Source organism: Pseudomonas shiyinii (genome assembly GCF_056725765.1).
Map to the genome: position 1 here is coordinate 1,736,951 of NZ_CM161522.1, position 26,405 is coordinate 1,763,355.

Sequence of the window (26,405 nt, forward strand, 5' to 3'; positions counted from 1 at the left end):
CAGCGGGAGTGGGCTTGTCCCGCGATCAGGCCAGGCCGGCTAATCACCGTCGCCCTTGATCGCGGCGCAAGGCCGCACACAGATACTGCACAATTTCCCTCGCAGCCCATGCCTGCGCGTGACCTCGGTCAATGTTCGCCCTAGGCTTGTCAGGAAAGAATGGCCCAGGAGAAGACGATGATCCGCTGCAAGCGTGTCTATGACCCGATCGAGGATGGCGACGGCCAGCGGGTGCTGGTCGATCGCCTGTGGCCGCGCAACAAGCGCAAGGAGGACCTGCACGGCCAATGGGCCAAAGAGGTGGCGCCCTCCGATGCCTTGCGCAAGGCGTTCCATCATGGCGAGGTCGATTTCGCCGGTTTTACCGAACGCTACCAGCAGGAGCTGGCCGCCCATCCCGAGCATTGGTACCCGTTGCTGGACCTTGCTGCAAAAGGGCCTCTGACCCTGCTGTATGCCGGCAAGGACACCGAGCACAACAATGCCCAGGTGCTGGCCGCCTGGCTGGAGGATGAACTGGAGCGTCGTGGGCCAGGTAGCTCGCCGGTGTGCTACGCCCACTAGCCGTCATGGGAGAAGGCTGCCGATGCCCCTTGAACTGACCCCGGCCAGCGATGCCCAATGCACCTTCGCCCGGGACCTGACCCGTCGGGCCATGCTGCCTTACTACCGCGAGTTCGACTTGCTGTGGATCGAGGAAGCCTTCGACGAAGCCTGGCACTGGCGCGAGCAATGGCTGGTGGTGGAGGGGAAGCGCCTGCTGGGCTACTGCAGCCTCAGCCAGGATCGCCAGGCCTTGTTCATCCGCGAGCTGCACTTGCTGCCTGAATACCGTGGCCAAGGCGTAGGTGGCTGGGTGCTGGAGACCTTGGCCGGCTGGACGGCCCAGCGGCACCTGCCATTGCTGCGGCTGATGGTGTTCCGCAGCAATCCGGCCCGTAGGTTGTACAGCCGACACGGCTTCGTCGAAATGGGCGAGGACGAATGCTTCGTCCGGATGCAGCGCACGATTGGTGGCTGACTGGTCGGGCAATTTCTGACTGATAGCCCAACGATGGCTTGCACAGATTGGATCCTAAAAGGCATAGTGCCATCTGGGTTGTCGACCATTCACTCGAAGGTCGCGCTGCATCGTAGTCGAAGGACAAGAGGAAGGGAGTCGCATGAATGGATTTGGCCCGCGCCTGCGGGAGGAGCGTGAGCGTCTGGGGCTGACCCAACGGGTGTTCGGCGAGATCGGCGGCGTCGAGCCCAATGCCCAAGGCAAGTATGAAAGCGGCGAGCGTACGCCTCGGGTCGACTATCTGGCTGCCTTGGCGAACCGAGGCGTGGATGCCCTCTACGTGCTCAGCGGTGTGCATACGCCTGCTCCCCTGGCCAGCCTCACCCTCGAGGAAGACCGCCTGCTGGGGATCTTCCGGCGCCTGCCCGAGGCAGACCAGGCCGCGGTACGACATCTGTTGAGCCGCCTGTCCGTCGGGGTGGGTGAGCGAGAAGCGCCGAGAATGCGCAAGATGGACCGGCAGGCACTTTTCGAACTAGGTTAGCGGCGGGAAAGTTTGTTAAGGTGGCGGGATCCAATCGCCCCATTGACGAGGTGTCTGCTTGATTAGGGTCTTGGTGGTCGATGATCACGATCTGGTGCGTACTGGCATCACCCGCATGTTGGCCGATATCGACGGCTTGCAGGTAGTCGGTGAAGCGGATTCCGGCGAGTCGGCGCTCAAGCTGGCTCGCGAGCTGAAGCCGGACGTAGTCCTCATGGACGTGAAAATGCCAGGGATCGGCGGCCTGGAGGCGACCCGCAAGCTGTTGCGCAGCCATCCGGACATCAAGGTAGTCGCGGTGACCGTGTGCGAGGACGACCCGTTCCCCACGCGCCTGATGCAGGCCGGCGCTGCCGGCTACCTGACCAAGGGCGCGGGCCTGGATGAAATGGTCCAGGCCATCCGCCTGACTTTTGCCGGGCAGCGCTATATCAGCCCGCAGATCGCCCAGCAATTGGCGCTCAAGTCGTTCCAGCCCCAGGGCTCGCCGTTCGATGCGCTGTCGGAGCGGGAGATCCAGATCGCCTTGATGATCGTCGGCTGCCAGAAGGTGCAGATCATCTCGGACAAGTTGTGCCTGTCGCCCAAGACCGTCAATACTTACCGTTATCGGATCTTCGAAAAACTCTCGGTCACCAGCGACGTCGAACTGACCTTGCTGGCCGTTCGCCACGGTATGGTTGACGCGAACCTGTAAATCTTCATGTCACAACTTTTCGATGCCAGCGCCTTCCTGGCGACCTGCAGCGGTCGCCCCGGTGTCTACCGGATGTTCGACGCCGAGGCGCGGCTGCTCTACGTGGGCAAGGCCAAGAACCTCAAGAAGCGCCTGGCCAGCTACTTCCGCAAGACCGGCCTGGCGCCCAAGACCGCTGCACTGGTGGGGCGCATCGCCCAGGTCGAGACCACCATCACCGCCAACGAGACCGAGGCGTTGCTGCTGGAGCAGACACTGATCAAGGAGTGGCGGCCGCCCTACAACATTCTGCTGCGCGACGATAAATCCTACCCCTACGTGTTCTTGTCTGACGGCCAATTCCCACGCCTGGGCATTCACCGTGGCGCCAAGAAAACCAAGGGGCGCTACTTCGGCCCATACCCCAGCGCCGGCGCTATCCGCGAAAGCCTGAGCCTGCTGCAAAAGGCCTTCTCGGTGCGCCAATGCGAGGACAGCTACTACGCCAACCGCACCCGGCCGTGCTTGCAGTACCAGATCAAGCGGTGCAAGGGCCCATGCGTGGGGCTGGTGGCGCCAGAGGAGTACGCCGAGGACGTGCGCCATTCGGTGATGTTCCTCGAAGGCCGCAGCCAGCAGCTGGGCAACGAGCTCAATGCGGAAATGGAAAAGGCCGCCATGGCCCTGAACTTCGAGCGGGCGGCCGAACTGCGCGACCAGATCGCCTTGCTGCGCCGTGTCCAGGATCAGCAGTACATGGAAGGTGGCTCGGGCGACGTTGACGTGGTGGCCGCCTTCGTCAACCCGGGCGGTGCCTGCGTGCACCTGATCAGCGTGCGGGGCGGGCGGGTACTGGGCAGCAAGAACTTCTTCCCCCAAGTGGGTATCGAGGAAGACGTGGCCGAGGTGATGGCCGCCTTCCTGTCGCAGTACTACCTGGGTAATGCCGAACGTGAACTGCCGGGCGAGCTGATCGTCAACGTGACCCACGAGGACTTTAACGCCCTCGCCGAGGCCGTGCAGACCCTGCGGGGCCGTGAGCTGGCCATCAGCCATCGGGTACGTGGCACGCGGGCTCGCTGGCAGCAATTGGCGGTCACCAATGCCGAGCAAGCCCTCAACGCTCGCCTGGCCAACCGCCAGCATATGGCTGCCCGCTTCGAGGCCCTGGCCCAGGTGCTGGGCCTGGACGAAGTGCCCCAACGCCTGGAGTGCTATGACATCAGCCATTCCAGCGGCGAGGCCACCGTGGCCAGCTGCGTGGTGTTCGGCCCCGAGGGCCCGCTCAAGTCCGACTACCGCCGTTTCAACATCGAGGGCGTGACTGCCGGCGACGACTACGCTGCCATGCACCAGGCGCTGACCCGGCGCTTCGGACGCATCAAGGACGGCGAGGGCAAGCTGCCGGATGTGCTCCTGGTGGACGGCGGCAAGGGGCAGCTGAACATGGCGCGCGAGGTCATGCAGGAACTGGCCCTGACCGACCTGACCTTGCTTGGCGTGGCCAAGGGCGTGACCCGCAAGGCTGGTTTCGAAACCCTGTACCTCAACGACGTGGCTCATGAGTTCACCCTCAAGGGCGACTCCCCAGCGCTGCACCTGATCCAGCAGATCCGTGATGAAGCCCACCGCTTCGCCATCACCGGCCACCGTGCCCGCCGCGGCAAGGCCCGTCGCACCTCGAGCCTGGAGGATGTAGCCGGGGTAGGGCCCAAGCGCCGCCGCGACCTGCTGAAACATTTCGGCGGCCTGCAGGAACTCAACCGCGCCAGCATCGACGAAATTGCCAAGGCGCCAGGCATCAGTAAAAAGCTTGCCGAGTCGATTTATGCCAGCCTGCATAGCGAGTAGAATGCCACCCTCAACCTGCAGCCAGTCGTGCCGATGAATATTCCAAACCTGCTCACCGTTCTTCGCGTCCTGCTCATCCCGATCTTCATCCTGTTGTTCTATATGCCCTATCACTGGAGCTATATCGCCGCCAGCACGGTGTTCGCCATCGCTGCCGCCACCGACTGGCTCGACGGCTACCTGGCCCGTCGCCTGCAGCAGAGCACGCCCTTCGGCGCTTTCCTCGACCCGGTGGCAGACAAACTCATGGTTGCAGTGGCCCTGGTGTTGCTGGTGCAGGTGCATGCCAACTTCTGGCTGACCCTGCCGGCCGCAGTGATCATCGGCCGTGAGATCGTTGTCTCCGCCCTGCGCGAGTGGATGGCCGAGCTCGGCGCGAGGGCGCATGTGGCGGTGTCCAACCTTGGCAAATGGAAAACCGCCGCGCAGATGCTGGCGCTGGTGATCCTGCTGGCCAATCCGCCGGTGCTCAACGCCTGGGTGGTGCTTGGTTATGCGCTCCTGCTGGTGGCGGCGGGTCTGACCCTGTGGTCGATGGTCCACTACCTGGTCGCTGCCTGGCCGCACCTGCGCGAAGGCAGCGAGCAGAAGTAAAAGTTTTTTTGAATCAAGGGGTTGACGTCGTTTGGCAGATCGCTAAAATGGCAGCCATCACGACGCGGGAATAGCTCAGTTGGTAGAGCACGACCTTGCCAAGGTCGGGGTCGCGAGTTCGAGTCTCGTTTCCCGCTCCAAATTCGATCCTTCAAGTTCTTGTAGGGTCACCGGAAAAGAGGCCTGATGGCCTCTTTTTTTATGCCTGCGATTTTTCAGCAGGGCTTGCCGTCAGGCTCCATTGCACAGCCGCACAAGGCGCTGTCGCGATGCCGGGCGTCCTCATGGGCTTGCCCTGGTTCTCTTCTGTTCCGTTACGCAATAAAGTCCGACTCGGCCGGCGGTTCTGCCTGCGCGTCCTGCTGAATGGTGTTGTAGACAGCCAGGCCACACACGCCGCACAGCCCTACAGTGGCAAGCACGATATCGCCCAGGATCATGCCGACGATCAGCAGCGTCAAGCTCAGGCGGAAAAGAGTGGTCATGGCTGCCTCCCTGGCAGTTGAGGTGAGGCCTCAACGATAACGCTCGGGCTCCAATTACGCAGCCGAATTTGGGGAGGATGGCAGTCCATCCATCTGAAATGGCCGATTGGTCCCGCAGGGTGCGGCCGCTTGGCTTCAAGGTAGGAGGGTGTGGCACTGCATCCGTCCTTGATGCAGTGCCGGAAGGCGCGTGCCTGTGGGCACGTCAGGCCCGCTGACGCTCCTCGCCCATACAGGCCGCGGCAGTGAACAGCACGTCGGTGGACGAGTTGAGCGCAGTCTCTGCCGAATCCTGCAGCACGCCGATGATGAAGCCGACTGCCACCACCTGCATGGCGACTTCGCTGGGAATGCCGAACAGGCTGCACGCCAGGGGGATCAGCAACAGCGAGCCGCCGGCCACGCCCGAGGCGCCGCAGGCGCACACGGCCGCCACTACGCTGAGCAGCACTGCGGTGGGAAGGTCCACCGGGATGCCCAGAGTGTGCACGGCAGCCAGGGTGAGGACGGTGATGGTGGTGGCTGCACCGGCCATGTTGATGGTCGCACCCAGGGGGATCGATACCGAGTAGGTGTCCTCATGCAGCCCGAGCTTTTCCGACAGGGCCAGGTTGACCGGGATGTTGGCCGCCGAGCTGCGGGTGAAGAAGGCGGTGATGCCGCTTTCGCGCAGGCACATCAGCACCAAGGGGTAGGGGTTGCGGCGGATCTTCCAGAAGACGATGAGTGGGTTGACCACCAGGGCCACGAACAGCATGCAACCAATCAGCACGGCCAACAGGTGCGCGTAGCCGAGCAGGGCGTCCAGGCCCGATTCGGCCAAAGTCGCGGCCACCAGGCCGAAAATCCCCAGTGGCGCGAAGCGGATGACCATGCGCACGATCAGGGTGACGCCGTTGGACAGGTCTTCCACTACGGTGCGGGTGGTCTGGCCGGCGTGGCGCAGTGCTACGCCCAGGCCGACGGCCCAGGTCAGGATGCCGATGAAGTTGCCGTTCAACAGGGCATTGACCGGGTTGTCCACGGCGCTGAGCACCAGGTTCTGCAGCACCTCGCTGATGCCGCCCGGTGCCGTGAGCGCGGCTTCGCTGGCGCGCAGGGCCAACTGGGACGGGAAGGCCATGCTGGCGACCACGGCCACCACGGCTGCAGCGAAGGTGCCGAGCAGGTACAGCACCAGGATAGGGCGGATGTGGGTTTCCTGGCCGTGCTTGTGGTTGGCGATCGAGGCCATTACCAAAATGAACACCAGAATCGGCGCCACGGCCTTGAGCGCTGAAACGAAGAGCTTGCCCAGGAAGCCCAGCGTGATCGCCGTGGCGGGTGACAGCAAAGCGATTGCGATACCGGCCACCAGGCCGATGCAAATCTGCGTCACCAGGCTGGTGCGGTTGATGAAGCGAAGGACGGGGGTCATGCAGCAGAATCTCGTTCTTGTAAAACCGGCCACTTTAGCACAGACGGTGTAGGCCTGTTCCGAACCCATCGCCGGCTTGCCGGCGAGTGGGGATATCATGGATCACCAATGGAACAGCTCCCGCCGCGCCCCCTCGGTGATGGCCACGATCCCGGGGTGGGTCACCTTGCGTTCCACCGAAATGGCATAGAACGACTCGTTCACCGCTTCGGTCTGGCCGATCAGGCGCACCCCATATTGTCGGCAGACTTCCTCGGCAATCACGCTGGGCGCGACGAATATACCGCTACCGGACTGCCCGAAGGCCTGCATCAATGCGCTGTCGTCGAACTCACCGATGATGCGTGGCTGTACGTGCTGTTCCGCCAGCCAGCGCAGCAGGCGGCTGCGCAGCACGGTTTCCTGGCCGGGAATCAGCAAGGGCGCATCATCCAGGCAGGCGGGGAAGGGCTGGTCGTGCTGGTCGGCCAGTGCCGGGGTGGCGAAGAAGCTCAGGCCGCATTCGCCGAGCTTCTGGCTATAGCCTTTGATATCCAGATGGCTGGGCATAGGGCTGTCGGAGATCACCAGGTCCAGGCGCTGGATCGCAAGGTCGGCGAGCAGACGCTCGAGCTTGTCTTCACGGCAGTTGATGCGCAGCACGTTGTCCAGCTCCATGGTCGGGGCCAGCAAGCGGTAGACGATGGACTTGGGTACCACGTCGGCCACGCCTACGCGAAACAGGATCTGCTCCTGGGGGCCGGCCCGCAGCAGGGCTTCGAGTTCGCTGCCGATCTGGAACATCTGCTCGGCGTAGCCCAGGGTCTGGCGGCCGGTTTCGGTCAACTCCAGTTGCCGGCCGACGCGCTGGAACAGCTCCAGGCCGTAGGTCTGCTCGAACAGGCTGATCTGCCCGCTGATGGTCTGTGGCGTAAGGTTCAGTTGCTCGCTGGCGCGGGCAATGCTGCCGGTCTTGGCCACCACCCAGAAGTAGTGGAGTTGGCGGTAGTTGAGCATCCGCTGGGGTCTCTGTTCGTAAAAACCGAAGTATAACCGCTGAAAATACGAATTTTCCTGATGTATCGCGGTCTTTAGAATGCGACCCCATCAGGCGTTTCGTGCGCCGCCGGGATATCGACAAGCGAGGACCCCATGTTGCAACTCAAATCCATTGGTACGCCGCTGGTGCTGGCCTTGGCCCTGTTCAGCCTGGCAGGCTGCGACCAGGCCGAGAAATCCGCCCAGCAGATGCTCAACCAGGCTGCCGAGTCGGCCAAACAGGCCATCGACAAGACCAACGAGGCTGCCCAGCAAGCCCTGAGCGATACCCTTCACCCTGAGGGTACCCAGCCCAAGGCCGACGCCAACCAAGACAAGACCCAGGGCATCTGAGCCCGGCCCGCTGAAAGGATTTGATAATGGAATATTTGCTGGAACTGGCTGCAAGCCCCGCCGCCTGGGTTGCCCTGGCCACCCTGGTGGCCATGGAGATCGTGCTGGGCATCGACAACCTGATCTTCATCTCCATCCTGACCAACAAGCTGCCGCAGGCCTACCGTTCCAAGGCGCGACGCATCGGTATCAGCATGGCGCTGGTCATGCGCCTGGCGCTGCTTTCGACCGTGGCCTGGATCGTCCAGCTGACGGAGCCGGTGATCGACGTGTTCGGCCACAGCTTCTCGTGGAAGGACATGATCCTCATTGCCGGTGGCCTGTTCCTGCTGTGGAAGGCGACCAAAGAAATCCATGAAAACGTCGACCCTCACGGCGCCAAGGAAGAAGCCAAGGCCGGCTCGACCGTGACCCTGGGCTTCGCCGCCGCGATCGGCCAGATCCTGATGCTCGACATCGTCTTCTCGATCGACAGCATCATCACCGCCGTGGGCATGACCGAGCACCTGCCGATCATGATCATCGCCGTGATCAGTGCCGTGGTGGTGATGCTGGTGGCGGCCGACCCGCTGGCCAAGTTCATCAACGACAACCCGACCGTGGTGATGCTGGCCCTGGGCTTCCTGATCATGATCGGCATGACCCTGATCGCCGAAGGCTTCGGTGCCCATGTACCGAAGGGGTATGTGTACGCGGCGATGGCATTCTCGACGGCGATCGAAGTGCTCAACATCATGGCGCGTCGGGCGCGGCTCAAGCGTGAGGCTGCCGAAGGCTGATGCAAGAAGGGGCGCATGGCGGAATGCCTGTCAGTTAAGGCCCCATCGCCGGCAAGCCGGCTCCCACCTGTCCTGCGCTGCTGTTGTAGACACAGTGGAACCTGTGGGAGCCGGCTTGCCGGCGATGGGCTGCGAAGCAGCCCCAAATGCAGCCGATAAGGCTTAACTGACTGGCGTTAGGCGCATGGCGCCCCTTTTCGCGACACGAGGCCGCTGTCACAGGTACAGCACGAAGGGGTGTGTTGTACCTGTGGCAGCGGCCTTGTGTCGTGATAGGGCTGCATGGCAGCCCGAGATCACCCGGTCAGTGCGCCCCTGCATGGCGCCGCGCATGACGCGCAGGTTGTGGCTTGGGCGGGGTCTGTGGCGGCAGGTGGTGATGGGCGTGGCGGCGCACGATGCGCAATACACCCCACAGCATGGCGGCGGCGACGCTCAGCCACATTCCCACCAGCATCAGGATTGCCATAGTCAGGCTCATATGTGCCTCCTTCTCTCGGGCGGGCGCGGGGCTCGCCTTCCAGACACTGCTTTAGTCTAGCTCGCAGCCCGTGACGTTCCATTGACCGAAGGTCTATTCCCTTGGGCCGTTTCGTTCCAAGCAGGCCCCGGGCTATACCCAGGCACGCGCCAGGCCTATGATCGGAGCCCGGGGCCGGGCGCTGCCTGCCTGGCGAGGAACAAGCGAGTGTCCATGTTGCAACGAACTTTCACTTCCACACGCCGCCTGCTGGCCGCTTGCCTGGTCGCCACCAGCCTCGCCGGTTGCGCCGGCGGCCCGTCGCCGATCGCCAAGGGGCTGCCGCAGCGGGTCGAGATCAGCAGCATGCCGTTCTACCGTGGCAAGGCCAACCACAGCGGCGCCATGGCCTTGGCGGCACTGCTGTCGCAACAGGGCGTAGTGGTGACCCCTGGTCTGCTGGACAAGCCCTTGAACCTGCCGCAGGGCGCCGATGCGCTGGGGCAGCGCATTCCCAAGGTGGCCCGTGAATATGGCATGGTGGTCTATCCCCTGGACAAACGCCTGGATGCCTTGCTGACCCAGGTGGCGGCAGGCAATCCGGTGCTGCTGCGCTACGAGGAGGGGGCGGCCTGGTGGAGCGAACCGCGTTATGCGGTGCTGATCGGCTATGACAGCTACAAGCAGCGCGTGCTGTTGCGCTCGGGGATGCAGCGTCGCCAGTTGATGGCGTTCGATGACTTCGAAGCTGCGTGGGCGAAGGAGGGGAATTGGGCGGTGCTGGTGCAGCCACCGCGGGAACTGCCGGCCCAGGTGGACCGGCAGCGTTGGCTGCAGGCGGCCGATGAGCTGGCCAGGGCGGGCCAGGAGATCGCGGCGAAGCAGGCCGTTCGCAGCGTCGGGCAGTAATCGCGCTGGCCTCATCGCGGGCAAGCCCGCCCCCACAGGATCTTGGATCGGCCTGTAGGGGCGGGCTTGTCCGGGACGCCGAAGCGCCGAGGTCGGGCCTAGGCAGGCGACAATCAGATACCCAGGCGGTCACGCAGGCTGTAGTACCAGGCACCCAGCGCGCTGAACGGCACGCGCAACAGCTGGCCACCCGGGAAGGGGTAGTGCGGCAGGCCGGCGAAGGCATCGAAGCGCTCGGCCTGGCCGCGCAGGGCTTCGGCCAGCACCTTGCCCGCCAGATGGGTGTAGGTCACGCCATGGCCGGAGCAGCCCTGGGAGTAGTAGATGTTGTCGCCGATACGGCCGACCTGCGGCAGGCGCGACAGGGTCAGCAGGAAGTTACCGGTCCAGGCGTAGTCGATCTTCACGTTCTTGAGCTGCGGGAAGGCCTTGAGCATCTTCGGACGGATGATCGCCTCGATGTTCGCCGGATCACGGGCACCGTACACCACGCCACCGCCGAAGATCAGGCGCTTGTCGCTGGTCAGGCGGTAGTAGTCGAGCAGGTAGTTGCAGTCCTCGACGCAGTAGTCCTGGGGCAGCAGGGTGCGAGCCAGTTCTTCGCCCAGCGGCTCGGTGGTGATCACTTGGGTGCCGCATGGCATGGACTTGGCGGCCAGTTCCGGCACCAGGTTGCCCAGGTAGGCGTTGCCAGCGACGATGATGAACTTGGCGCGCACCTTGCCTTGCGGGGTGTGCACGACCGGGTTGGCGCCACGCTCGATGCGTACGGCCGGGGTCTGTTCATAGATGATGCCGCCCAGCGACTCGACTGCGGCGGCTTCGCCCAGGGCCAGGTTCAATGGGTGGATGTGGCCACCGCTCATGTCCAGCATGCCGCCGACATAGTTGTCGCAGGCCACCACTTCACGGATACGCTTCTGGTCCATCAGCTCCAGCTGGGTGTGACCGAAACGCTCCCACAGGCGCTTTTGCGACTCCAGGTGGCCCATCTGTTTGGCGGTGAGGGCGGCGAAGACACCGCCGTCCTTCAGGTCGCACTGGATGTTGTACTTGGCCACGCGCTCACGGATGATGCGGCCGCCTTCGAAGGCCATCTGGCCCAGCAGTTGTGCCTGCTTGGGACCGACGGTGCGTTCGATGACATCGATGTCGCGGCTGTAGCTGTTGACGATCTGGCCGCCGTTGCGGCCCGACGCACCGAAGCCGACCTTGGCCGCTTCGACGATGCTCACCTTGAAGCCGTTCTCCAGCAGGAACAAGGCGCTGGACAGGCCGGTGTAGCCGGCGCCGATGATGCAGACATCGGTCTCCACCTCACCCTGCAGCGCCGGACGTGGCGGCACCGGGTTGGCCGAGGCGGCGTAGTAGGACTGGGGGTAGGGGGTGTTGGCCATGCTAAGGAAACCTCGTGTTTTATATTTTTAACGAATGTACCGATGCTATCAATAATAATAAACACCCGCTAGTCGTCCGTTGAAAATCCTTTACTCGGCCCCTGGGCAGGCTCCTTTCGCTAAATAGTTTTAGGATTCAGTGGGTTAGCGTGAAAAAAACAGTTGACAGCCGTTTTGGAACGCGTAGAATGCGCCCACATCGACAGGCACATAGCTCAGTTGGTTAGAGCACCACCTTGACATGGTGGGGGTCGTTGGTTCGAGTCCAATTGTGCCTACCAAACAAAAGCCCCGGTTTTCCGGGCGTGAGAAGGGCGATCCGAAAGGGTCGCCCTTTTTTGCTTTTTCAGCTGTCGTTTTTACGCCGGTACACCCGTCTCAAGAGAGGCCAAGGTGGGGGCGGGAGACGGTGAACCGCTACCCAGCTTCTCCACCAACCGGTCCACATTCGCCTGCGCCTGCCTGATCGATTCCGCCAGGCGCTCGTCACCGAACTCGTCGTATTCGATGAACGCACCATGGGTATCGGTCACGCCAATGTAGGCGAACGCCGTGCGGATCGAGGCCTCGACATGGTTGCGCTCGCTCAGGCGCCCACCCGCCTGGTAGCCGTAGTCTCCCCGTGACGACAGGATTACCAGACGCTTGCCGGCCTCGGCCAGTAGGGGCCAGTAGGGCTCGCCATGGCGGCTGCGGTCGAAGCCGAAGGTGCGCCCCACGCGCACGATGTTGTCGATATAGGCCTTGAACTGTGCCGGCGGACCGAAGTTGTACATCGGCACGCCGACCACGATCAGGTCGGCCTCAAGCAGTTCGTCGATCAGCATGTCGCTGGTGCGCAATACCTCGTGCATCCAGTCCTGGCGTGCGGCTTCGGGGGTGAACGCCGCATGTATCCAGCGACCGGAGACAGGGGGAGGGGGCTGCTGGCCCACGTCACGGTAGATCACGTTCGTATCTGGGTGGCGCGCAATCCACTGCTCGACGAAGCGTGCGCTCAGTCGCCGGGTATGCGAGCCGTGGGGCGTCGTGTCGGATGCGCCCGGACGGGCACTGGCATCGATGTGTAGAAGCGTGGTCATGGGCAAGGCTCCTTATGGATGACATTTGTTCATTGATGAGGAGTCTGTGTTGAAAGCTCTCGGGCTACAAACGATGATTGTTCAGTCAACAGATGATCTGGAGTCATCCATAATGGCCATTCGTCTTCCGTCCCTGAGTGCATTGCGAGCCTTTGAAGCGGCAGCGCGGCTGCGCAGTTTCAAGAAGGCTGCCGATGAACTGGCCGTGACCGCGACGGCGATCAGCCACCGCATCAGAGTGCTGGAAGATGACCTCGAGCGCCCGCTGTTCGTGCGCAAGGTGCGTGCGGTCGAGCTGACGGCAGACGGGCTGGTATTGGCCGCGGCGGTGAGCAGCGGGTTCCAGGCAATGGCCGGTGCAGTGGAGCAGATACGCAGGCCTCGCCGGGCGTCGGTCACCTTGTCGGCGACGCCCGCGTTCGCCACCAAGTGGCTGGTGCCCAAGCTGGCGGCGTTCCAGCACGCGCATCCGCAGATCGACCTGCATGTGCTGGCGTCCAACGCGCCGGTCGATCTGGATAGTGGAACCGTCGACCTGGCGATCCGCTATGGGCACGGCCGCTACCCGGGTGTCACGGCCAGGTTGCTGCTCGAAGACCGCTTTGCGCCGGTCGCCAACCCGGCCCTGCTCGCTCGGGTTGGCAAGGATGTGGCGCAATGGCCTTTGATTCATTTCGATTGGCATCGGCCGCAAGCGCTGGACCTCACATGGCGCGCCTGGGCGCGGGCGAAGGGGCGCGCGGCCGGAGACATGTCGACGGGCATACGCTATTCCGAGGAAAGCCATGCCATCCAGGCTGCCGTGGCCGGGCAGGGCGTGGCGCTGTTGAGCGTGCTGCTGGTCGAGGAAGAACTGCGCATGGGCGTGTTGCAGGTGGCAGACGAGCCGGTGCTGGAGGGTATGTCCTATCACCTGCTGAATACCGACCGCCGCCCCCTGTCGGAAGCGGCGGCGCTGGTGCATGCCTGGTTGATGGACGTGGCGGGCTCCGTCAGCGCTTAGTCGCGCCGCGTGCAAGTTCCTGGGCCAGGTAAGGTGCCGTGCGGCTGCCCTGAGCCCGGGCCACCTCATGTGCGGGGCCGGCTGCCACGATGCGCCCGCCGGCGTGGCCGGCGCCTGGCCCGATGTCGATGACCCAGTCGGCCTGCGCCACCATGCGCATGTCGTGTTCGATCATCACCACGCTGTTGCCGGCCTCGACCAGGCGTTGCAATTGCGCCATCAAACGGTCGGCATCGGCCACGTGCAGGCCGGTGGTGGGTTCGTCGAGTACATACAGGGTGCGGCCGCGCTGGCTGCGTTGCAGCTCGGTGGCCAGCTTGATGCGCTGCGCCTCGCCGCCGGACAGCTCGGTGGCCGGCTGGCCCAGGCGCAGGTAGCCCAGGCCGATTTCGCGCAGCACCTGCAGCGAGCGCAGCACGGCGTCTTCACCGGCAAAGAAGTCGCAGGCCTGCTCGACGGTCATGCGCAGCACGTCGGCGATGCTGCGGTCGTGCCAGCGTATCGCGAGGGTGTCTTCGTTGTAGCGGTCGCCATGGCAGGTGGGGCAGGGTGCGTAGACGCTGGGCATGAACAACAGCTCGACGCTGACGAAGCCTTCACCTTCGCAGGTATCGCAACGGCCCTTGGCCACATTGAACGAGAAGCGGCCCGCGTCGTAACCGCGGCGGCGGGCTTCGGTGGTGGCGGCGAACAGCTTGCGGACCGGATCGAACAGGCCGGTGTAGGTGGCCAGGTTCGAGCGTGGGGTGCGGCCGATCGGCTTCTGGTCCACCTGTACGACGCGCTGTACGGCATCCACGTCGCCGCCCAGGTGGCCGCGGGTGCGCTCGATCACCGTGGGCCCTTCGGGCGCAGCGTCGCTATTGTCGGTTTCCGGCTCGTGCCCAAGATGCAGCAGCATCAGCTCTGGCAACGCCTGGGCTGCGAGGCTCGACTTGCCGGAGCCGGAGATACCGGTGACCGCGGTGAGTACGCCCAGCGGTATACGGGCATCGACTCCCGTCAGGTTGTGGCGATGAATGTTGTTCAGGATCAACCAACCCGTGGGCACACGGGCTCGGCTGGCAGGTGCGGGCGATTGGTCGAACAGGTAGCGGGCGGTGTGTGAGCCGGCCACTTCGCGCAGGCCTGCCGGGGCGCCGCTGTAGAGCACCCGTCCGCCGCGTTCACCGGCATCCGGGCCCACGTCCACCAGCCATTGGGCGCGACGCATCAGTTCCAGATCGTGCTCAACCACGAACACCGAGTTGCCGGCGTCGCGCAGGCGGTCGAGGGCGTCGTAGAGCGCCTGGCTGTCGGACGGGTGCAGGCCTGCCGAGGGTTCGTCGAGCACATAGACCACACCGAACAGCAGCGCACTCAACTGGGTGGCCAGGCGCAGCCGCTGCAGCTCGCCTGTCGACAGGGTCGGCGTGGCACGGTCCAGGGTAAGGTAGCCCAGCCCCAGGTGTTGCAGGGTGCGCAGTCGACCCAGTACGCCTTCGGCCAGGCGCCGGGCGGCCAGCTGTTTTTCTGCCGACAGCGCGTCGTGGCTGTTGGCCTCGCCGCGACTGGCCGGTTCGAGCAGGCCTGCCACCTGGTCCAGCGGCATGTGCGCCAGGGTACCGATATCCACCCCGGCGAAAGTCACCGACAGCGCCTCGGGCTTCAGGCGCTTGCCGCCGCAGGTGGCACAGGGTTGGCCCTCCATGAAGCGTGACACGCGCTTGCGCATCAGGGCGCTCTGGGTATTGGCGAAGGTATGCAGCACATAGCGCCGGGCGCTGGTGAAGGTGCCCATGTAGCTGGGCTCGAGCTTGCGCTTGAGCGCTTCGCGGGTTTCGGCGGGGGACAGCCCGGCATACACCGGCACCGTGGGTGTTTCCTCGGTGAACAGGATCCACTCGCGGTCTTTCTTCGGCAGGTCCTTCCAGGGGCGGTCCACGTCGTAGCCGAGAGTGACCAGGATGTCGCGCAGGTTCTGTCCGTGCCAGGCCGGTGGCCAGGCGGCGATGGCCCGGTCGCGGATGCTCAGGGTCGGGTCAGGTACCATGGTCGCTTCGGTGACTTCATACACGTGGCCCAGGCCATGGCAGGCCGGGCAGGCTCCCTGTGGGGTGTTCGGCGAGAAATCCTCGGCATACAGCATGGGCTGCTCGGGCGGGTAGCTGCCAGCGCGTGAGTACATCATCCGCACCAGGCTGGACAGGCCTGTCACGCTGCCGACCGAAGAGCGCGCATTGCTCGCCCCACGCTGTTGCTGCAACGCGACCGCCGGCGGCAGGCCCTCGAGGGCATCGACGTCCGGAATACCCACCTGGTCGATCAGGCGCCTGGCGTAGGGCGCCACCGACTCGAAATAGCGGCGCTGGGCCTCGGCGTACAGCGTGCCGAAGGCCAGCGAAGACTTGCCTGAGCCGGACACCCCGGAAAACACCACCAGCGCATTGCGCGGGATGGCTACATCCACGTCCTTCAGGTTGTGTTCACGGGCGCCCCGCACCACGACGTAGCCGTCTTCGGTCGGGACGCAGGGGGCACCGGTGGGTGAAGACAGCTTCTGGGTCATGGAGGGGCTCGGTATGCGGCAAAAAGGTCTACGTTAGCCAATAACCCTCTGGCGCGCCTACCCCAGGCCGTCAATGGCGAGACGAGGAGCGCCCTTTCGTGGGCGTGGGTGTTCACCAAATGGAACGCTGAAGGGTGATGTGTCGATCTACCGCGGGGCCCGTTGGGCATCTACTGTATAGGGTCGGAGCCGTTGCAAGGCGAATGGCCGCACCTTTCGCAGGCACATGCGGCTTGCACGCCACAGGAGCAGTACATGAGCACCCACGAAACCCACAGTGAGTTGTCGCCCTCGCGCGATTGTCCGATCAACGATGGGGTCCGGGCGATCCAGCGGATTACTTCGCGCAGTGCCGAAGTCGGCGGCGGCATTCCCGTCAGCCGCCTGTTGCCTTCTCGGCACCGGCGAATGATTGGCGCCTGGTGTTTCCTGGACCATGCCGGGCCGGCGGTCTTCGCGTCGGATCATGGTTTGCGCGTAGGGCCGCACCCACACATCGGCCTGCAGACCTTTACCTGGATGATCGAAGGTCAGGTGTTGCATCGCGACAGCCTGGGCAACACCCAGGTGATCCGTCCCGGCCAGGTGAACCTGATGACTGCCGGATACGGGATCACGCATACCGAGGAATCGCTCGAGGGGCAGGATCGGTTGCATGCCGTACAGTTGTGGATCGCGTTACCGAACGCGGCACGGGAGCGCCCGCCGGCCTTCAACCATTATGCGGACCTGCCGAAATGGCGGGTCGATGGCTTGGAGCTGACCCTATTGGCCGGGGCATTCGACCAGTACAAGGCGCCTACGTGCATTTTCTCGCCTCTGGTAGGCCTGGACCTGGTGGCTCAGAGCGCAGTGGATACCGGGCTTGCCCTGGATGCCCGGTATGAATATGGCGTGCTGCCCTTGAGCGGGCAGTGGCGGGTCAATGACGAAGTATTCGGCGAAAACGAGCTCGCCTACCTTGGACGCGGCCTGGACACCCTCGACCTTGAGGCTTCTGCCGGCGCACGTGCCATTGTGCTGGGCGGCTTGCCGTTCGAGGAGGAAATCTTCTTGTGGTGGAACTTCGTCGGCCACAGCAAGGCCGAGATCGCCCAGGCCCAGGAAGAATGGGAGCGGGGTGGTGCCAGGTTTGGCGAGGTCAGCGGTTTCGATGGGCCGCGCCTGACCGCGCCGGCCATTCCCTGGCAAGCATGAGGCGCTCGGCGATGGCGGCTCGTGCGCTTGGCAAGTGCTGGCTGTTCGCCCCGTTGAGCCTGGGCCTGGTGTTGGCTTCACCGGCCCAGGCCGATAACGCCCTGGGCCAGAAGGACACCATCTTCACCGGTATCAACGAACGGCAGGCGGTGGAGCTCGGCATCGCGCCTGGGTTGGTCGAAGGCGCACGCCTGGATGCACTGGTCAGGAATTACTATTTCCAGCGCGATAACCACTCCGACCTGGTCAGCCGCGACCCGACGGAGTGGGCCCAGGGTTTTCTGTTTTCGTTCAGATCCGGCTTCACCGATACGCCGGTCGGGGTGGGCGTAGACGCCCATGCCTTCCTCGGGGTCAAGCTCGATGGCGGCGGCGGCAGTGGCGGCGCTGGCCTGCTCCCGCTGGACGCCTCGCTCAGGCCTGGGGATGAGTTTTCCAGTGCCGGTGCGGCGCTCAAGCTCAGGTACCACGACACCTTGGTGAAGGCGGGCGACCAGTTGGTCGAGACGCCGATCGTGGCGAGCGGGACGAGCCGGCTGTTTCCTCAGTCGTACCGTGGCGTCACTCTGAAGAACCATAGCGTCCAGGGCCTGTGGTTGGATGCGGGGTTCGTCGAGTCCACACGCTTGCGCAACCAGAGCGGCCATTCCCACCTGGTCACGGCCTATGGCGCGCGCAACCGTGCAGGCGTGGCCGCAGACCGCGAAAGCCCGCATATCGGCTGGGTCGGGGGTGTCTACGACCATCCTCGAGGGCTGCAGCTGACGGCCTACGGTGGCCAGCTCGAGGACATGTGGAACCAGTACTACCTGGGAATCTCGCACGTGTTTCGGGTCAATGATGTGCTCGTGCTCAAGCCCTACCTGCATTACTACAAGACCCGGGACGAAGGGCGTAGCCAATTGGGCGCCATCGACAATGACACCTACAGCGGCGGTATCAGTGCGACGGCCTATGGCCAGACTTTGAGCTTGGGCCTGCAGAAGGTCGATGGCCGTACGCCGTTCGACTACATCACCCAGAACGACCGGATCTTCCTCTACCTGAGCAATTCCCAGCAGTTCGCCGACTTCAATGGCCCGGGCGAAAAGTCCTGGCGGCTGCAGTACGAAACGAACCTGGCGCTGCTCGGGGCGCCCTCGCTGCAGTTCATCGCGACCTACACCCGAGGCGAGGCGGACCTGACCCGGGTCGACCCTGGCAGCATCGGCTATGGCTATATCTACAACCCCGATGGCAAGCACGCCAAACACTGGGAGCGTGACCTTGCCTTCAAGTACCAGGTGCCGTCGGGCCCGGCCAAGGACCTGTCGTTGACCCTGCGTTGGGCGTCCCATCGCGAAGGGGGTGGCTATACCGCACCGGGCAATACCCGGGGCAACTCCAGCGCCGATGAGTACCGGCTGATTGTCGACTACCCGATCAGCCTGTTCTGACGGCTATTGAACTCGCACGCTCCTGTAGAGGACTGCCCCAGGAAGTCGGACACCCATCCAACCCTTGGGGCAGTCCAGAGGGGGCATCGGGCTAGAAATGCCACTCCATATGCAGCGTCGGTGCCCGGGTGTTGACGCCAGGTTTGTTCACCGCACCGTACTTGTGGTGCCACCACTCGTATCCGGGCCCGACCCAGAAGGTGTTCCTGACGCCGGCGGCCAGCTTGCCGACGTCGACCATCAACGCACCGCGCACCAGGCTCTCTTCACCGGTATCGTCGTGGAAGTAGTCCTTGCCTTTCTCGGTCTTGTAGCTGGCGAAGCCGTGGAACTTGAACGGCACTTCGCCCACCTGGAACGGGTAGCCCCATGCCAGGTGCACCACATAGTACGGATCGAACTCGATGTTCTCGGTCTTGCAGGCTGACAGCCCGCAATGGTTCCACTCCATGGAGTAGAACAGGCTCAGGTCCAGGTAGCCGGGTACGTCGAACTTGAGCGTGGGCCCCACCAGCAGTTGGCGCTTGCGGGTGGAGAAGTCGGTGTTCTTGTAGTTCAGCTCGACGCCGCCGCTCAGGGCGATGTCCTTGATCGGGCCGTAGCGCAGCGAACGGTCGAAGACCTTGCTCAGGTACAACTGGTGACGGTAGGCCAGGTAGGCTTCCACGGCGCCGGAGTCGCTGTCTTTCTTCGGGTCGTTGGCGTCGGACTTGAGCACATCGAGGTTGAAGAAATCCATGCCCCAGTCGTTGCCGCGGGTATGGCCGAGCTGGTAGATCTCCTTCTGGATCTTCTTGCCTACGGGCGGTTCGCTGAAGTGCTGGCCGTAACGAAAGCCGATGAACGTATCGCTCCATTCGGCGGCATGGCAGGTGGTGGCGAGCGTGCCCAGGGAGAGTGCGGTCAGTACCTTGCAAATGCGTTCTTGTAATTGTTCTGCGTTCATCTAGGTGCGTTTCCGGGTTGGTTTCCGCCTGCGTGTGAGGCGGCGGGGAAGGGCAGTCCAGGACTGCCCAAGGGTCACTTCATGGTCGGCATGACGAAGTCGGCACCGGTGCGGATGCCGCTCATCCAGCGCGAGGTGATGGTCTTGAGGCGGGTGTAGAAGCGCACGCCTTCAGGGCCATGCATGTGGTGGTCGCCGAACAGCGAGTTCTTCCAGCCACCGAAGCTGTGGAAGGCCATAGGCACCGGGATCGGCACGTTGATACCGACCATGCCGACCTGGATCTCATGGCCGAACATGCGCGCCGAGTCGCCGTCGCGGGTGAAGATGGCGGTGCCGTTGGCGTACTGGTGCGCGTTGATCAGCGCCACCGCCTCCTGGTAGCTCTGCACCCGCACCACGCCAAGGACCGGGCCGAAGATCTCTTCCTGATAGATGCGCATGTGCGAGGTGACGTCGTCGAACAGGCTGCCACCGAGGTAGAAACCACCCTCGAAACCAGGTTGCTGCATGCGGAACTGGCGGCCATCGACCACCAGCGTGGCGCCTTCGGCGACGCCGATATCGACGTAGCCGCGTACGCGCTCGAGGTGTTCGCGGGTGATCAGCGGGCCCATTTCTGCGCTTGGGTCGGTGCCGGGGCCGACCTTCAGCGCGCGGACCCGTGGCGCCAGGCGCTCGATCAGCGCGTCGGCGGTGGCATCGCCCACTGCCACCGCAATCGAGATCGCCATGCAGCGCTCGCCGGCGGCGCCATAGGCGGCGCCCATCAGCGCATCGGCGGCTTTGTCCAGGTCGGCGTCGGGCATCACCACCATGTGGTTCTTCGCGCCGCCCAGTGCTTGCACGCGTTTGCCGTTGGCCGCGCCAGTGGCATAGATGTGCCGTGCAATAGGCGTGGAGCCGACGAAGCTCACGGCCTGCACATCGGGGTGGGCAAGGATCGCATCGACCGCCGCCTTGTCGCCGTTGACCACGTTGAACACGCCAGCCGGCAAGCCAGCCTCGGCCAGCAGCTGTGCCAGCAGCAGGGCCGCCGAGGGGTCGCGCTCGGAGGGCTTGAGCACGAAGGTATTGCCGCAGGCCAGGGCCACAGGGAACATCCACAAGGCGACCATGGCGGGGAAGTTGAACGGCGTGATGCCCGCGACCACGCCCAGCGCCTGGCGCATGGCGTGGGAGTCGATGTGGCTGCCGATGTTTTCGCTGACCTCGCCCTTGAGCAGGTGCGGGGCGCCGCAGGCGAACTCGACCACTTCGATACCGCGCACGACCTCGCCCATGGCATCGGAGTGCACCTTGCCGTGCTCGGCGGTGATCAGCGCGGCGAGCCGTTCGGCATTGTGTTCCAGCAGTTCTTTGAAGCGGCTGAGAATGCGTGCGCGGCGCAGGGGCGTGGTGGCCGACCAGGCCGGGAAGGCGGCCTTGGCTGCGGCAACCGCCTGGTCCAGTTCCTCGGCGCTGGCCAATGGAACCCGGGCGCTGCGCTGGCCGGTGGCGGGGTTGCAGATGTCGGCGAAGCGGCCGCTGCGGCCTTCGCTGAGGTGTCCATCGATGAAGTGCTGCAAGGTGATCATGGGGTTTTCTCCAGGCGAGCAGCTCCTTCCTGGCACGTCACAGGTGCCGGGCTTGCGGGCTGCGATTACGGGTGGGTGGTCAGGATGAAGCGGTGTCGGCCGGTTTCAGCGGGGTTGCCCGGCTGCCGAGTGGTACGTCGGCTTGGGGCATGAAGCACATGATCAGCATGCCCATGGCGAAGAAGCCTGCGCATACCAGCAGCCCCAGCCCCAGGCTGTGCTGGGTGGCGATACCGCTGAGCAACAGGGGCGCGAAGGCGGCGAGGCCGCGGCCGAAGTTGAAGCAGAAGCCGGCACCGATGGTGCGCACACGCACGGGATACAAGGCGCTGAAGTACGAGGCGAACAGGCTGGCGAAGGCATAGAAGAAGGCGTACACCGGGCCCAGCCAGAACAGGACTTGGTTGTCGGTGGTCAGCGCATAGAGTGCCAGCATCACCGCGCTGCCCAGCAGCGACAGCAAGGTGGCGTTGCGCTTGCCGATACGGTCGGCGATCAGGCCAAAGGCATTGATCCCGATGAAGGCGCCGATGTTCAGGATGGTCATGAAATGCGCCATCATGCCGATCGCAAGCCCTCGTTCGTGCACCAGGTAGGTCGGCAACCAGGTGCTGGCACCCCAGAAACCGATCACCGAGCAGCTCGCCGCGGCAGTGCCCAGCAAGGTCACGCGCAGCAGGCCTGGGCCGAAGATCTCACGCACCGAAGCATTCACCGGCGCATCCGCGCGGGCCGCGTCCTTCTGCGCTTTCCATTCGGGAGACTCGGGCACGAACAGCCACAGGTACAGCACCGGAATCAGGGTCGAAACCCCCGCCGCCAGGAACAGCATCTGCCAGTTCGGCAGGAACGCCTTGCCGGCCATTGCCGCGATGGCAGCGCCCACCGGGAACGAGCTGAGCACGAAACCGGTGGCGCGGGCCCGCTGGTGTACAGGCCAGGTTTCGGCGATGTAGGCCGAGACGATGCCCCAGACGCCACCCAGGCCAAGGCCCGAGAGGAAGCGCAATACCAGCAGCAGGTACCAGTTGTGGGTGCAGGCCACCGCCATGGTCAGTGCGCCGAAGCTCACCAGCGACAGCAGCAAGGCCTTGCGCCGGCCGTGGTTGTCCGAATACCACCCGGTCGTGATGCTGCTCATGCCGATGCCCAACAGCGTGGCCGAGGCGAGCATGCCGGCTTGGCCGATGGTCAGCCCCAGGTCCTGCTGGATCACCGGCAGGGCGATGGTCAGCAGGATGATTTCCATTGCGTCGAACAGGTAGGCGAGGAAGCCGCCCACCAGCACATGCCATTTCGAGATGCTGCGCATGGTCGGGCTCCTTCAGCGGTTCGGCCGGTGGTGGGAGGAAAGGGTCGGGTCGGTGTGCCGCATGGTGTTCTCCTTGTTCTTGTTGTGTACGGCATCGGGCGCACAAGGCGCCGGCCAGGAGGTGTCTACAGCAGGGTGCAGCTTTCCTCGAAGCTCAGGCGCGGGCTTCGCGGGAACAGTTTGGCGGGGTCGCCGTACCCGAGGTTGCAGAGGAAGTTGACCCGGATGCGTTGCCCGGGAAAGCTGCCGCCATCGCCGAAGAATTCGGCCTCGACCTGGGCATGGTCGAAGCCCGACATCGGCCCGCAGTCCAGGCCCAGGGCGCGGGCGGCGAGAATGAAGTAGCCGCCCTGCAGCGAGCCGTTGCGCAGCGCCGCAGCCTCGATCATGTGTGGCTGCGCGGCGTACCAGTCGCGCATGCCTGGGTTGTGCGGGAACAGCTTCGGCAGTTGCTCGTGAAAGTCCGCGTCGTAGCCAATGATGGCGGTGACCGGCGCGTTCAGGGTCTTGTCCACGTTGCCCGCGGCGAGCGCCGGCAGCAGCCGGGCCTTGGCGTGGGCGCTGCGCAGGAAGACGATGCGCGCCGGGCAGCCATTGGTGCTGGTTGGGCCCCAGCGCACCAGGTCGTAGATGGCGCGCAGGGTGTGGTCCTCGACGGGCTTGTCGAGCCAGCCGTTCTGGCTGCGGGCTTCGCGAAACAGCAGGTCCAGGCTCTGTTCCGACAGTGTCTGTCTCATGGTGCCGAACTCCTTGGTGGTCAGCGGGTATGGCGCTGGCGCTCGGCCAGCGAACGGGGGGTGACGGTTTCGCCTTCGTTGCTACCGCCCAGGAAGAACTCCACCGACATCGGCGGGCCCCACTGGTAGAGGCTGGAGTCGCAGGCCTGGGTGCAGTTCATGGGCGAGGCATGGTTGAACAGGTCGCCGTCGGTGAAATGCTCGATGAGGTTGCCCGAGGGGTCGCGCCAGTAATCGAAGATCTGACTGCCGAGCACATGGCGCCCGACGCCCCAGAACGGCGTCCAGCCTTGTTCGTTCATCCAGGCGTGCCCCAGGCACTGGGCATCGAAGTCCTGCACCTCGAACGAGGCGTGATGGACCACGTCCCGCCCGGCCTGGAACAGTGCGATGGTGTGATGGTCGGTCCAGTTCTCGCCACGGTCCAGGCGCAGGAAGGCGGCGGATGGGCACTGTTGGTCGCCTTCGACGATCAGGTCCGAGGGCAGCATGCCGAGCACATCGCGGTACCAGGCCATCATCCGGGGCATGTCGGCAACGCCGATGGCGACATGGCCCAGGCGCATGACCTGCGCCGGCCCCTTGCCGGGGCGCTGGACTTCGCCGAAGCGGCGTTTCTCCACCGCCGAGTTGAGCACCAGCGCGCTGCGTTGGGGGAGGGCCTCTACGGGCTGGATGCCATGCACCAGCTCGATGCGCCGGCCGGAGGGGTCGTGCAGTACCACACACCGGCCACCGCCCGGGTGCGCCAGCGCCTGGATCGACGAGGCCCCGGGCAGGCGTTCGGCAGCCTGCAGGTCGGCGAAGGACTCGACCGCGAAGGAGATGGCGCCCATCGCGGGGGTATCGGCGCGTTCGGCGATATAGACGTAGGGCAGGGGGCCGGTGCCCCGCAGGTACAGGCGCTGTTCCGTTCGGTGGCTGACGATCAGGCCGAAGTCGCCCAAAAATCGTTCGAGGCGGTCAAGATCGGCGTGCCGGTAGACCACATGGTTGATGTCTTTGATGTGCAACATGGCTGCGCTCCTTGGCAGAGGGCCGTCGACAGGTTCGGGCATTCGCGGGCAGGGCCTTTTTCCAGGCGGCCGCAGGCGCGGACCGCGAATCGGTCCGGGCGCAGGCAGCCGGGATCACCGACACGGCACTGGGCCGGTCGGGGAAGTTCCTGCGGGAAGCGAACGGGGTTGGGCGAACGACTGTGGCGCGGCCTCAGGCCGGCGGCGTCTCGGCGACGATCGGGTTGCTCAGGGTGCCGAGGCCTTCGATCTCGACGGTGCAGACATCGCCAGGCTGCATGAACAGCATCGGCCGGCGGGCCCAACCGATGCCCGCCGGGGTGCCGGTGACGATCACATCGCCAGGCTCCAGGGTCACCGCCTCGCTGAGCACGCTGATCAGCTGCGGCACATCGAAGACCATGTCGGCTGTATTGGCCTGTTGTTCGATCTTGCCGTTCAGGCGTGTGGTCAGGGTCAGGCCGCGGGCGCCGGGCGGCAGCTCATCGGCACTGACGAAGGTCGGGCCGAAGGCACCGGTGGCATCGAAGTTCTTGCCGATGGTCCATTGCGGGGACTTGAACTGGTAGTCGCGCACCGACGCTTCGTTGAAGATCGCATAGCCTGCGACATGCTCCAGCGCCTGGTCCTGCGGAATATGGCGGCCGTGGCGGCCAATGATCACGGCCAGCTCGCCTTCGTAGTCGAGCTGTTCGGAAACGTGCGGGCGGACGATGGCCTCGCCATGGCCAACCAAGGAGGTGGCAAAGCGCGGGAAGAAGGTGGGGTAGCTGGGCTGCTCGTAGGGGCTTTCCTTGGTGTGGTCGGCATAGTTCAGGCCGACGCAGACGATCTTGCCAGGCCGCTCGATGGGGGGCAGGTAACGGATGCGTGAGGTATCGAGCTGGGGCGCCTGGCTCAGTTGCTGATGGGCCTCACGCAGCGCCTCCTGGCCACGGCCGAGCAGCGTCAGTAGCGAGCCGGGGTAACCTGGCAGGTTCTCGGTAAGGCCACGCAAGCCACTGTCGGTTTCCACGGCCAGGCCCTTGGTGGTGCCTTGGACAAAATGTACGAAACGCATGATCTGTACCTCGCTGTTATTGTTGTTCAAGGTTTCCAGTAAAAGGGTACGGTACCGTACCGTTTCGTCGAGATTCCCATTAGTCGTGGCGGGTGTCAATCAATGCGCTAAGACGTTTTTCGAATAGAGCGGGTGGTGGACGCTTCGATTTCATTACATGCCTGGAGCTCCAGTCGTGGTGCAGGTAGGCTATGAAGCGAGCCCGCGCGCGCAGTACAGGCCGCTAGCGCTGATGCCTGTGGGAAGGGGCGCAAAATCAAATAGTGATGTGTTATTCGATGAAGAGGTGTTGCTTGAGCGAGCGCGTGGAGAGTCAGCGGCAGGTCGAAAAGCGTGAAGGCATTCTCGCCGCGGCGACGGAGATGTTCCTGGAAGAGGGCTACGCGGGCGTCAGCGTCGATGGGATCATTGCCCGCATCGGTGGCTCCAAGCGCACGCTGTATGCCTATTTCGGTGACAAGGATGGCCTGTTCGCCGCGATTATCGCCCGCTTGTGTGATGAGATCGTCAACCCGCTCAAACACATGAACCTGGCCCGCAAGCCCTTGCCCGAGGCTTTGCGCATCATTGCCGAAACCTTCCTCGGGGTGGTGCTCGCCCCGCGCACGATCGCCATCCACCGCTTGATCGTGGCCGAGGCGCTGCGGGCGCCGGAGGCGGCCAAGGCATTCTTCGAGGCTGCGCCGGGTGCGGCCTACGGTTGCTTGCAGGATTATTTCGAATGGGCAGCCCAAGAAGGCCTCGTGTGCCCAGGGGATGCACAGACCCGCGCCGTGCTCTTTCTCGACGCGCTGACGGGGGACTTCCAGCTGCGTTGCCTGCTGGGCTTCATGGAAACGCCCACCCAGGTCGAACGACAGCGCCGCATCGACGATGCCATCGTGGTGTTCCTGGATGGGCTGAAACCCGCGACCGGCCTGCCGTCGAGCTAAGGTCCGGGGCTTCGTTCGCAGCGCGTTCTGCAGGCGGAACGCTGTGGCCCATCCAGGGGCTCTAGCGGCCGTT

Annotated in this window: 26 protein-coding genes and 2 tRNA genes; 15 read left to right on the forward strand and 13 right to left on the reverse strand. The window is 64.2% G+C overall.

The window, feature by feature from the left end:
- Positions 1-177 precede the first annotated feature (177 nt).
- From ACXHGZ_RS08055 to ACXHGZ_RS08085, 7 genes are all read left to right on the forward strand, one after another.
- Entirely contained in the window at positions 178-564 is a 387-nt protein-coding gene (locus ACXHGZ_RS08055; RefSeq protein WP_084855637.1) for a DUF488 domain-containing protein, read from the forward strand.
- Between the two features lie 22 nt (positions 565-586).
- Entirely contained in the window at positions 587-1,021 is a 435-nt protein-coding gene (locus ACXHGZ_RS08060; RefSeq protein ID WP_480463217.1) for a GNAT family N-acetyltransferase, read from the forward strand.
- A 142-nt stretch (positions 1,022-1,163) separates the two neighbouring features.
- Complete coding sequence (locus tag ACXHGZ_RS08065) at positions 1,164-1,547, forward strand: helix-turn-helix domain-containing protein (protein WP_480463218.1); 384 nt, start codon at positions 1,164-1,166, stop codon at positions 1,545-1,547.
- Positions 1,548-1,605: 58 nt separating this feature from the next.
- Complete coding sequence (gacA, locus tag ACXHGZ_RS08070; protein ID WP_084855634.1) at positions 1,606-2,244, forward strand: response regulator transcription factor GacA; 639 nt, start codon at positions 1,606-1,608, stop codon at positions 2,242-2,244.
- A 6-nt stretch (positions 2,245-2,250) separates the two neighbouring features.
- Positions 2,251-4,074 carry an excinuclease ABC subunit UvrC gene (uvrC, locus tag ACXHGZ_RS08075; RefSeq protein WP_480463219.1) on the forward strand — a complete coding sequence of 608 codons (1,824 nt, stop codon included), beginning with the start codon at positions 2,251-2,253 and terminating at the stop codon, positions 4,072-4,074.
- Between the two features lie 33 nt (positions 4,075-4,107).
- Positions 4,108-4,668, forward strand: a complete 561-nt coding sequence (gene pgsA / locus ACXHGZ_RS08080; protein ID WP_480463221.1) for a CDP-diacylglycerol--glycerol-3-phosphate 3-phosphatidyltransferase — start codon at positions 4,108-4,110, stop codon at positions 4,666-4,668.
- A 64-nt stretch (positions 4,669-4,732) separates the two neighbouring features.
- Positions 4,733-4,808, forward strand: a tRNA-Gly gene (locus ACXHGZ_RS08085).
- Between the two features lie 174 nt (positions 4,809-4,982).
- On the opposite strand, the gene ACXHGZ_RS08090 is transcribed toward ACXHGZ_RS08085, so the two are convergent.
- The 3 genes from ACXHGZ_RS08090 to nhaR form a co-directional block, all read right to left on the reverse strand.
- Positions 4,983-5,153, reverse strand: a complete 171-nt coding sequence (locus tag ACXHGZ_RS08090) for a hypothetical protein (RefSeq protein WP_480463222.1) — start codon at positions 5,151-5,153, stop codon at positions 4,983-4,985.
- 205 nt (positions 5,154-5,358) lie between these two features.
- Positions 5,359-6,570 (reverse strand): serine/threonine transporter SstT, encoded by a 1,212-nt coding sequence (gene sstT / locus ACXHGZ_RS08095; protein ID WP_084855631.1) that lies wholly within the window; start codon positions 6,568-6,570, stop codon positions 5,359-5,361.
- Positions 6,571-6,672: 102 nt separating this feature from the next.
- Positions 6,673-7,566 (reverse strand): transcriptional activator NhaR, encoded by an 894-nt coding sequence (nhaR, locus tag ACXHGZ_RS08100; RefSeq protein WP_480463223.1) that lies wholly within the window; start codon positions 7,564-7,566, stop codon positions 6,673-6,675.
- A 135-nt stretch (positions 7,567-7,701) separates the two neighbouring features.
- On the opposite strand from nhaR, the gene ACXHGZ_RS08105 reads away from it, so the two are divergent.
- Entirely contained in the window at positions 7,702-7,941 is a 240-nt protein-coding gene (locus tag ACXHGZ_RS08105; RefSeq protein ID WP_480463224.1) for a hypothetical protein, read from the forward strand.
- A gap of 26 nt (positions 7,942-7,967) precedes the next feature.
- The gene (locus ACXHGZ_RS08110) at positions 7,968-8,720 is read left to right on the forward strand and encodes a TerC family protein (RefSeq protein ID WP_084855628.1); all 753 of its coding nucleotides are present in this window, start codon (positions 7,968-7,970) and stop codon (positions 8,718-8,720) included.
- A gap of 304 nt (positions 8,721-9,024) precedes the next feature.
- Here the strand turns inward: ACXHGZ_RS08110 and ACXHGZ_RS08115 are convergent, their stop codons facing one another.
- Entirely contained in the window at positions 9,025-9,201 is a 177-nt protein-coding gene (locus ACXHGZ_RS08115) for a hypothetical protein (protein ID WP_172402976.1), read from the reverse strand.
- 213 nt (positions 9,202-9,414) lie between these two features.
- On the opposite strand from ACXHGZ_RS08115, the gene ACXHGZ_RS08120 reads away from it, so the two are divergent.
- Positions 9,415-10,089 carry a peptidase C39 family protein gene (locus ACXHGZ_RS08120; protein WP_480463225.1) on the forward strand — a complete coding sequence of 225 codons (675 nt, stop codon included), beginning with the start codon at positions 9,415-9,417 and terminating at the stop codon, positions 10,087-10,089.
- Between the two features lie 113 nt (positions 10,090-10,202).
- Here ACXHGZ_RS08120 and ACXHGZ_RS08125 read toward each other — a convergent pair whose 3' ends face one another.
- Positions 10,203-11,486 carry an NAD(P)/FAD-dependent oxidoreductase gene (locus ACXHGZ_RS08125; protein ID WP_480463226.1) on the reverse strand — a complete coding sequence of 428 codons (1,284 nt, stop codon included), beginning with the start codon at positions 11,484-11,486 and terminating at the stop codon, positions 10,203-10,205.
- Between the two features lie 204 nt (positions 11,487-11,690).
- Here ACXHGZ_RS08125 and ACXHGZ_RS08130 point away from each other — a divergent pair.
- Positions 11,691-11,767, forward strand: a tRNA-Val gene (locus tag ACXHGZ_RS08130).
- Between the two features lie 78 nt (positions 11,768-11,845).
- On the opposite strand, the gene ACXHGZ_RS08135 is transcribed toward ACXHGZ_RS08130, so the two are convergent.
- Entirely contained in the window at positions 11,846-12,568 is a 723-nt protein-coding gene (locus tag ACXHGZ_RS08135) for an FMN-dependent NADH-azoreductase (RefSeq protein WP_480463227.1), read from the reverse strand.
- Between the two features lie 112 nt (positions 12,569-12,680).
- Between ACXHGZ_RS08135 and ACXHGZ_RS08140 the strand changes: the two genes are divergently transcribed.
- On the forward strand, positions 12,681-13,571 hold the full coding sequence (locus ACXHGZ_RS08140; protein WP_368829115.1) for a LysR substrate-binding domain-containing protein: 891 nt from the start codon (positions 12,681-12,683) through the stop codon (positions 13,569-13,571).
- Here the strand turns inward: ACXHGZ_RS08140 and ACXHGZ_RS08145 are convergent.
- Positions 13,561-16,119 (reverse strand): excinuclease ABC subunit UvrA, encoded by a 2,559-nt coding sequence (locus ACXHGZ_RS08145; RefSeq protein ID WP_480463228.1) that lies wholly within the window; start codon positions 16,117-16,119, stop codon positions 13,561-13,563. The two genes, ACXHGZ_RS08140 and ACXHGZ_RS08145, sit on opposite strands and share 11 nt — an antisense overlap.
- 255 nt (positions 16,120-16,374) lie before the next feature.
- On the opposite strand from ACXHGZ_RS08145, the gene ACXHGZ_RS08150 reads away from it, so the two are divergent.
- Positions 16,375-17,316 (forward strand): pirin family protein, encoded by a 942-nt coding sequence (locus ACXHGZ_RS08150; RefSeq protein ID WP_480463229.1) that lies wholly within the window; start codon positions 16,375-16,377, stop codon positions 17,314-17,316.
- Positions 17,317-17,327: 11 nt separating this feature from the next.
- Positions 17,328-18,752 carry an OprD family porin gene (locus ACXHGZ_RS08155; protein ID WP_480463230.1) on the forward strand — a complete coding sequence of 475 codons (1,425 nt, stop codon included), beginning with the start codon at positions 17,328-17,330 and terminating at the stop codon, positions 18,750-18,752.
- 91 nt (positions 18,753-18,843) lie between these two features.
- Here the strand turns inward: ACXHGZ_RS08155 and ACXHGZ_RS08160 are convergent, their stop codons facing one another.
- The 6 genes from ACXHGZ_RS08160 to ACXHGZ_RS08185 all read right to left on the reverse strand — a co-directional run bounded on the left by ACXHGZ_RS08160 (position 18,844) and on the right by ACXHGZ_RS08185 (position 25,400).
- The gene (locus ACXHGZ_RS08160) at positions 18,844-19,698 is read right to left on the reverse strand and encodes a hypothetical protein (RefSeq protein ID WP_084855620.1); all 855 of its coding nucleotides are present in this window, start codon (positions 19,696-19,698) and stop codon (positions 18,844-18,846) included.
- Positions 19,699-19,772: 74 nt separating this feature from the next.
- Complete coding sequence (locus ACXHGZ_RS08165; RefSeq protein ID WP_084855619.1) at positions 19,773-21,275, reverse strand: CoA-acylating methylmalonate-semialdehyde dehydrogenase; 1,503 nt, start codon at positions 21,273-21,275, stop codon at positions 19,773-19,775.
- Positions 21,276-21,354: 79 nt separating this feature from the next.
- Positions 21,355-22,587 carry an MFS transporter gene (locus ACXHGZ_RS08170; RefSeq protein ID WP_480463232.1) on the reverse strand — a complete coding sequence of 411 codons (1,233 nt, stop codon included), beginning with the start codon at positions 22,585-22,587 and terminating at the stop codon, positions 21,355-21,357.
- A 125-nt stretch (positions 22,588-22,712) separates the two neighbouring features.
- The gene (locus ACXHGZ_RS08175; RefSeq protein WP_480463234.1) at positions 22,713-23,324 is read right to left on the reverse strand and encodes a malonic semialdehyde reductase; all 612 of its coding nucleotides are present in this window, start codon (positions 23,322-23,324) and stop codon (positions 22,713-22,715) included.
- 20 nt (positions 23,325-23,344) lie between these two features.
- A complete protein-coding gene (locus ACXHGZ_RS08180) occupies positions 23,345-24,340 on the reverse strand; it encodes a 2,4,5-trihydroxytoluene oxygenase (RefSeq protein ID WP_480463235.1) in 996 nt (331 codons plus the stop codon).
- A gap of 193 nt (positions 24,341-24,533) precedes the next feature.
- On the reverse strand, positions 24,534-25,400 hold the full coding sequence (locus ACXHGZ_RS08185) for a fumarylacetoacetate hydrolase family protein (RefSeq protein WP_084855789.1): 867 nt from the start codon (positions 25,398-25,400) through the stop codon (positions 24,534-24,536).
- 293 nt (positions 25,401-25,693) lie between these two features.
- On the opposite strand from ACXHGZ_RS08185, the gene ACXHGZ_RS08190 reads away from it, so the two are divergent.
- The gene (locus ACXHGZ_RS08190; RefSeq protein ID WP_480463237.1) at positions 25,694-26,332 is read left to right on the forward strand and encodes a TetR/AcrR family transcriptional regulator; all 639 of its coding nucleotides are present in this window, start codon (positions 25,694-25,696) and stop codon (positions 26,330-26,332) included.
- Positions 26,333-26,405 lie beyond the last annotated feature (73 nt).

Bases quoted from the DNA above. Each gene is read 5' to 3' on its own strand.
- ACXHGZ_RS08180 (WP_480463235.1), bottom strand. From the start codon at position 24,340: ATGTTGCACATCAAAGACATCAACCATGTGGTCTACCGGCACGCCGAT.
- ACXHGZ_RS08170 (WP_480463232.1), bottom strand. From the start codon at position 22,587: ATGCGCAGCATCTCGAAATGGCATGTGCTGGTGGGCGGCTTCCTCGCC.
- uvrC (WP_480463219.1), top strand. From the start codon at position 2,251: ATGTCACAACTTTTCGATGCCAGCGCCTTCCTGGCGACCTGCAGCGGT.
- nhaR (WP_480463223.1), bottom strand. From the start codon at position 7,566: ATGCTCAACTACCGCCAACTCCACTACTTCTGGGTGGTGGCCAAGACC.
- ACXHGZ_RS08110 (WP_084855628.1), top strand. From the start codon at position 7,968: ATGGAATATTTGCTGGAACTGGCTGCAAGCCCCGCCGCCTGGGTTGCC.
- pgsA (WP_480463221.1), top strand. From the start codon at position 4,108: ATGAATATTCCAAACCTGCTCACCGTTCTTCGCGTCCTGCTCATCCCG.
- ACXHGZ_RS08185 (WP_084855789.1), bottom strand. From the start codon at position 25,400: ATGCGTTTCGTACATTTTGTCCAAGGCACCACCAAGGGCCTGGCCGTG.
- ACXHGZ_RS08145 (WP_480463228.1), bottom strand. From the start codon at position 16,119: ATGACCCAGAAGCTGTCTTCACCCACCGGTGCCCCCTGCGTCCCGACC.
- ACXHGZ_RS08055 (WP_084855637.1), top strand. From the start codon at position 178: ATGATCCGCTGCAAGCGTGTCTATGACCCGATCGAGGATGGCGACGGC.
- ACXHGZ_RS08105 (WP_480463224.1), top strand. From the start codon at position 7,702: ATGTTGCAACTCAAATCCATTGGTACGCCGCTGGTGCTGGCCTTGGCC.
- ACXHGZ_RS08125 (WP_480463226.1), bottom strand. From the start codon at position 11,486: ATGGCCAACACCCCCTACCCCCAGTCCTACTACGCCGCCTCGGCCAAC.
- ACXHGZ_RS08140 (WP_368829115.1), top strand. From the start codon at position 12,681: ATGGCCATTCGTCTTCCGTCCCTGAGTGCATTGCGAGCCTTTGAAGCG.
- ACXHGZ_RS08160 (WP_084855620.1), bottom strand. From the start codon at position 19,698: ATGAACGCAGAACAATTACAAGAACGCATTTGCAAGGTACTGACCGCA.
- ACXHGZ_RS08155 (WP_480463230.1), top strand. From the start codon at position 17,328: ATGGCGGCTCGTGCGCTTGGCAAGTGCTGGCTGTTCGCCCCGTTGAGC.
- sstT (WP_084855631.1), bottom strand. From the start codon at position 6,570: ATGACCCCCGTCCTTCGCTTCATCAACCGCACCAGCCTGGTGACGCAG.
- ACXHGZ_RS08090 (WP_480463222.1), bottom strand. From the start codon at position 5,153: ATGACCACTCTTTTCCGCCTGAGCTTGACGCTGCTGATCGTCGGCATG.
- ACXHGZ_RS08135 (WP_480463227.1), bottom strand. From the start codon at position 12,568: ATGACCACGCTTCTACACATCGATGCCAGTGCCCGTCCGGGCGCATCC.
- ACXHGZ_RS08165 (WP_084855619.1), bottom strand. From the start codon at position 21,275: ATGATCACCTTGCAGCACTTCATCGATGGACACCTCAGCGAAGGCCGC.
- ACXHGZ_RS08115 (WP_172402976.1), bottom strand. From the start codon at position 9,201: ATGAGCCTGACTATGGCAATCCTGATGCTGGTGGGAATGTGGCTGAGC.
- ACXHGZ_RS08120 (WP_480463225.1), top strand. From the start codon at position 9,415: ATGTTGCAACGAACTTTCACTTCCACACGCCGCCTGCTGGCCGCTTGC.
- ACXHGZ_RS08065 (WP_480463218.1), top strand. From the start codon at position 1,164: ATGAATGGATTTGGCCCGCGCCTGCGGGAGGAGCGTGAGCGTCTGGGG.
- ACXHGZ_RS08150 (WP_480463229.1), top strand. From the start codon at position 16,375: ATGAGCACCCACGAAACCCACAGTGAGTTGTCGCCCTCGCGCGATTGT.
- ACXHGZ_RS08060 (WP_480463217.1), top strand. From the start codon at position 587: ATGCCCCTTGAACTGACCCCGGCCAGCGATGCCCAATGCACCTTCGCC.
- ACXHGZ_RS08175 (WP_480463234.1), bottom strand. From the start codon at position 23,324: ATGAGACAGACACTGTCGGAACAGAGCCTGGACCTGCTGTTTCGCGAA.